Annotated in this window: 3 protein-coding genes; 1 reads left to right on the top strand and 2 read right to left on the bottom strand. The window is 77.0% G+C overall.

Going from position 1 to position 5,339, the window contains the following annotated elements:
- A partial coding sequence (locus E1283_RS31215; RefSeq protein ID WP_207930600.1) for a MinD/ParA family ATP-binding protein occupies positions 1–1,530 on the top strand: 1,530 nt, incomplete at its 5' end.
- A 34-nt stretch (positions 1,531–1,564) separates the two neighbouring features.
- Here E1283_RS31215 and E1283_RS31210 read toward each other — a convergent pair.
- Positions 1,565–2,506, bottom strand: coding sequence for a bifunctional riboflavin kinase/FAD synthetase (locus tag E1283_RS31210; protein WP_207930599.1), 942 nt, complete (start codon positions 2,504–2,506; stop codon positions 1,565–1,567).
- Between the two features lie 26 nt (positions 2,507–2,532).
- Complete coding sequence (locus E1283_RS31205) at positions 2,533–5,181, bottom strand: S1 family serine peptidase (protein ID WP_132821533.1); 2,649 nt, start codon at positions 5,179–5,181, stop codon at positions 2,533–2,535.
- Positions 5,182–5,339: the final 158 nt, after the last annotated feature.

Here is a 5,339-nt window from a genome sequence, read left to right as displayed (position 1 = left end):
ACGCCGGCCACCCCGGCGGCGCCGGTCGCACCCGCGGCACCGCACTGGCCACAGCCGGCCCAACCAGCCCAGCCGTCCCAACCGGCCCACCCACAGCCACCGCAGCTGCCACAGCAACAGCAGCCGCAACCCCCGGCCCTGCCGCAGCCCGGGTTCCCGCAGCCGGCCGCCGGTCAGCTGCCCGCGCCCGTCGGCCAGCAGCCGGGGCAGGTCGTCCCCGCCGCGCCCGTGCCGCCGCAGGACCCGAGGGCCGGCACCGGCTGGCCCGACCCCCAGCAGTACAACGCCCAGCCGCAACCCGGTGCCCTGGGGTACACGGCCTCGGTCGAGCTGTCGTCCGACCGCCTGTTGAACGACAGACGGCGCAACAAGCCGCGCTCACAGCCGGTCAGCAAGCCCCCCTCCCGCTTCCGTATCGGCGGCCGCGCCGCCGAGGAGGAGCGGCAGCGCAAGCTCGCCGTCATCCGCACCCCGGTGCTCTCCGGCTACCGGATCGCGGTGATCAGCCTCAAGGGCGGCGTGGGCAAGACGACGACCACCACCGCCCTGGGCGCCACGCTGGCCAGCGAGCGCCAGGACAAGGTGATCGCCATCGACGCCAACCCGGACGCCGGCACGCTCGGCCGCCGGGTGCGCCGGGAGACCGGCGCCACCATCCGCGACCTGGTCGGCGCGATCCCGTACCTGCACAGCTACATGGACATCCGCCGGTTCACCTCGCAGGCGGCCTCCGGCCTGGAGATCCTGGCCAACGACGTGGACCCGGCCGTCTCCACGGCGTTCAACGACGAGGACTACCGGCGTGTCATCGACGTGCTGGCCAGGCAGTACCCGATCATCCTCACCGACTCCGGCACCGGTCTGCTCTACAGCGCGATGCGCGGCGTGCTCGACCTCGCGCACCAGCTGATCATCGTCTCCACCCCCTCGGTGGACGGGGCGAGCAGCGCGAGCACCACGTTGGACTGGCTGAGCGCGCACGGCTACGGCGAGTTGGTGCAGCGCAGCATCACCGTGATCTCGGGGGTCCGGGAGACGGGCCGGATGGTCAAGGTCGAGGACATCGTGGCCCACTTCCAGACCCGCTGCCGCGGGGTGATCGTGGCACCGTTCGACGAGCACCTGGCCGCCGGGGCCGAGGTGGAGCTCGACCTGATGCGGCCGAAGACCCGGCAGTCCTACTTCGAGTTGGCCGCGCTGGTCGCGGAGGACTTCGTCCGGGTGCAGCAGGAGCAGGGCCTCTGGACGCCGGACGGCGGGATGCCGCCCCAGGTGGCGCCGCCGATGCCCGGCCAGGCGCAGCAGTCTCCGCAGGCCTACGGCTACCCGCCGCAGGGCCAGCAGGGCCAGCAGGGCCAGCAGCCGCCGCCCCAGCAGCAGTACCCACAGCCCGGCCCGCAGCAGTATCCGCAGCAGGGACACCCGGGCCAGCCGGGCCCCGGCCCGCAACAGCAGCCGGGGCAACCCGGGTTCGGCTACGGCTTCCCGCAGCAGCCCGGCGCCTGGCCGGCCCAGCCGCCCCAGGGGTAGCACCCCGCGGCTGGCCGGCCCCCGCGGGGGCCGGTCAGCCGCCGGCGGTCAACTCGCGCGCGCGGCGCCGGTCGTCCTCGATCGCCTCCAGGAGCCCGTCCACCGAGTCGAAGACCCGCTGGTCGCGCAGCCTGGCCAGGAAGTCGATGCCGACCCACCGGTCGTAGAGGTCCAGGTCGGTGCGGTCCAGCACGTGTGCCTCGACCGTGCGCTCCGTGCCGTCGAACTGCGGGTTGGTGCCGACCGAGATGGCCGCCGGCATCCGCTCCCCCTCGACGACCAGCCAGCCCGCGTAGACGCCGTCGGCCGGGACCGCCGAGTGCGGCACCACGTCCAGGTTGGCGGTGTGCACGCCCAACTCGCGCCCCCGGCCGGCCCCGTGCACCACGGGGCCCTCCACCCGGTGCGGCCGGCCCAGCACCTCGTGCGCGGCGGCCACGTCGCCCTCCGCGATCAACCGCCTGGCCAGCGACGACGAGAACGGCTCGTCGCCCGCGTCACCGCGCTCGAACAGGTCGACCACCTGCACCTCGAAGCCGTAGGTCTCGCCGAGCTCCCGCAGCGTGGCCACGGTGCCGGCCGCGCGGTGCCCGAAGCGGAAGTTGGGCCCCTCCACCACGGTCCGCGCGTGCAGCTTCTCCACCAACACCTTCACCACGAACTCGGCCGGCGCCAGCTTGGAGAACTCCTTGGTGAACGGCAGCACCAGCACCGCGTCGACGCCCAGCCCGGCCAGCAGCTCGGCGCGCCGCGGGTGCGGGGCGAGCAGCGGCGGATGGCTGCCGGGCCGGGTGACCTCCTTGGGGTGTGGGTCGAAGGTGACGACCACGGCCGGGACGCCGAGCTCCCTGGCCCGCGCCACCGCCCGGCCGATGATCAGCTGGTGCCCGCGGTGCACACCGTCGTACGAGCCGATGGTGACGACGCTGCGTCCCCAGTCGCCGGGGATGTCCGCCATGTCACGCCAGCGCTCCACCGTTTATCGCTCCTCGCGCTTTCCCGCTATCCACCTGGGCCTGCCGGTCCACGGTACCGGGCCCCCTCCGGACGGGAGACGCCCGCCTTGCCAAGACCGCCGGCGCACCCGCCGTCCACGACCGAGCCGCCGCTCCCCCGGGTGCCGTCCGGCGGCCGGGCCCAGGCCTGGACGAGCAGTGCGCAGGCGCTGGGGTGCAGCGTGACGTCCTCGGGCCGGTCGAGTAGCGCCCGGGCCGCGTAGCGCAGCAGGGCCCGGTCGGCGTCGGTGAGGGCGCGGGGCGAGCGGCCCGCGGTGCGCAGCCCGTACGCGACGGCGTCCGCGCGCCGCTCGGGCCGGCGGTCCTGTGCCCAGCGCTCCACCGCCCGGCAGAGCGCGGCCGGCTCGTCGTGGACGAGGTCGGCCAGCACCTCGTCCGCGCACGGATGCTCGGCGTCGGCCAGGGTGTCGGTGATCTCGTCGAGGGCGAGCCGGCGGTGGGTGTGCAGCAGCGCCTGGGCGGCCGAGGCCACCGTCAGGTCGCGGGGCGGCACGAGGTCGGGTGCCGCGCGCAGCGGCCGGTCGTCGTCGAACCAGTGGCGGAGGAGCGGCAGCGTCGTCGGCTCGGCGGCCAACAGTTCGCTCGCCGCGGTGAGATAGCGCGGTCCGCCGCCCGGGTGCGGGGGCCGGTCGGCGGGCAGCAGACGGCGGAGGAGGTCGAGCCGGTGGTGCGCGTCGATCGCCAGCGCGCGCCAGAAGTCCGGGGTGAAGGGCTCGGCCGGGACGGCGCCGGCCCCGATCCGGTCGGCGAGCCCCCGGAGTTCGGGCAGCAGCGCGTGCGCGTCGGGCAGCGCGGGCAGCACCTGGTGGCTCAGCCGGGCCGCCCACCAGGACCGCTCCACCGGGGTGTCGGCCACCGGCAGCGGCAGCAGACCGCGCAGGGCGTCGGGGCCCTGGCGCGCGCACCGGTGCAGCAGGGCGTGCCCGACGGCGCCCGCCCGGTGCCTGGGCAGGTCACCGCGGGCCGCGGCCGGGAGGGCGGCGTCCAGGTCGAGGTGGCGGCCGTGCAGCCAGTCGGCGAACTCCTCGTCGGCGAAGCGGTACTCGGCGCCGGCCGGCCGCAGCACACCGTGGTCGAGCACGGCCCGTGCCCAGCCGCCCGACCAGGGGAAGAGAGCGTCGAAGGCCCGGCGCGGCAGGGCCCCGGTCACGGCGGAGCGCCGGGCCGCCTGGTGGATGCGGGCGGCGGTGCGGGCGGCCGCCGCGCGGTCGGCCGCGCCGCCGGCCAGCGTCTCGGCGAGGCGCAGCGCGACCAGGTCGAGGTGGGCCGAGAAGATCCCCGACCGGTCTGGCGCGCCGCCGGCGTCGGCCGGCTGGGCGGCACGGATGTCGGCCAGCATCCGCAGCGACAGCGGGTGCGCCGCCTCGCCCGGGGCGAGGCCCGCCGGGTCGAGGCCGGCGGCCGCCCTGACCCGGCCGGCCGGCTCGGGTGCGAGGTCGCCGATCGGCAGGTGGGCGGGGAGCCGGCCGGCGGGCCGGCCGTGCAGGGTGCCGGGCGGGAACAGCCGCCCGGCCCGCTCCCAGTGCTCCGGCCGGCAGGCCAGCACGAGCCGGGCGCCGACGGCGCGCAGCCAGCCGACGGTGGTCGGCACCCAGGCGGCGAGTCGGGCGGCGAGTTCCTCGGGCATCTCCTCGGGGCCGTCGAGCACCACGAGCAGCGGCCGCCCGCCGTCCCTGGCCGTCCGCGCGGCGACGTCGGGGTCGGTGCGGGCCAGGGCGCGTCCCACGGCGTCGCGCAGCCCGCCGTCGCCGGGGAGCAGGTCGGCTCCGCGCAGCCAGACGGTGCCCGGTCGGTCGGTGGCGTGGGCGGCCAGCAGGGTGGTGCGGCCGGTGCCCGGCAGGCCGACCAGGGCGGCCACGGTGGCGCTCCCCCGCTCGAACTCGACGAGTTCTCCGCCCAGTTCCGGCCGGTCGTGGCGGGTGGGGCGGATGCCGGCCCTGGCGAGCGAGTCGGCCGCCAGGGCGCCGACCCCGGCGGGATTGAGGGCGGCGCCGAAGCCGGGCACGGTCGCGCCGTTGCGGCGCAGCAGGGCGGCCAGCGGCCCGGTGCCCTCCAGGGTGGCGGCGGTGTGCAGGGGCACGGCGAAGCCGGCGGAGCGTCCCGGGGCGTGCAGCGCCGTGGTGAGGACGGCGAGCACGGCACCGGTGGCCGGGTCGACGACGGGGCTTCCGGTGTGCGCGGCGTCGAGGCGGAGCCCGACCGCGGCACCCGGGGGCAGCTGGAGCTCCAGCGCCTCGTCGATCCGGTGGAAGCGGTCCGTGGCGGTGTACACGGCGGGACGTCCCGGCGCGTACAGCGTGGCGTCCGTCCAGGCGTCGGCCAGCCGCAGCCGGGCGGGCCCGGCCCGGTCCGGGGCGATGACCAGCGGCTCCACGGGGCACGGCGGTTCGGGGGCCCGGATCAGGGCCAGGTCCCAGTGCGGAAGCTCGGTGACGGTGGCCGCGTCGACGACGCGGCTCGCGCCGCCGGGCTCGCCGAGGACGAGGCGGGCGAGCCCGTCGACCGCCTCGTGACTGGTGACCAGGGTGCCGTCGGTATCGGCGCGGAACGCGACGCCGCGCGGGCGGCCCGCCAGGTCGCCGACGCGCACCAGCGCGCCCGCCGGATCCGCGGTCGCCACCGAGTCCACCGCCATCGCCGCGCCTCCCCTGTTGCCGGTCCTGCCGAGTCAGGGGGAGGTCCTGCCCAGCGGCGACGCGAAACGCACCCGGCGACGCGCGCGCCGCCCGGACGCCGTATTCCACGGCCTGCCACTTCACCCGACCGGGTGAGTCCGACGTGGCGGGTGGGCGG

Origin of the sequence: Streptomyces hainanensis (assembly GCF_004348415.1) — a bacterium.
GTDB classification, from domain to species: domain Bacteria; phylum Actinomycetota; class Actinomycetes; order Streptomycetales; family Streptomycetaceae; genus Streptomyces; species Streptomyces hainanensis.
The sequence above is the reverse complement of the archived record's forward strand: the minus strand, read 5'-3'. Positions and strand labels throughout refer to the sequence as shown.

Coding starts and splice junctions, on each gene's coding strand:
- E1283_RS31205 (WP_132821533.1), bottom strand. CDS start 5,181: ATGGCGGTGGACTCGGTGGCGACCGCGGATCCGGCGGGCGCGCTGGTG.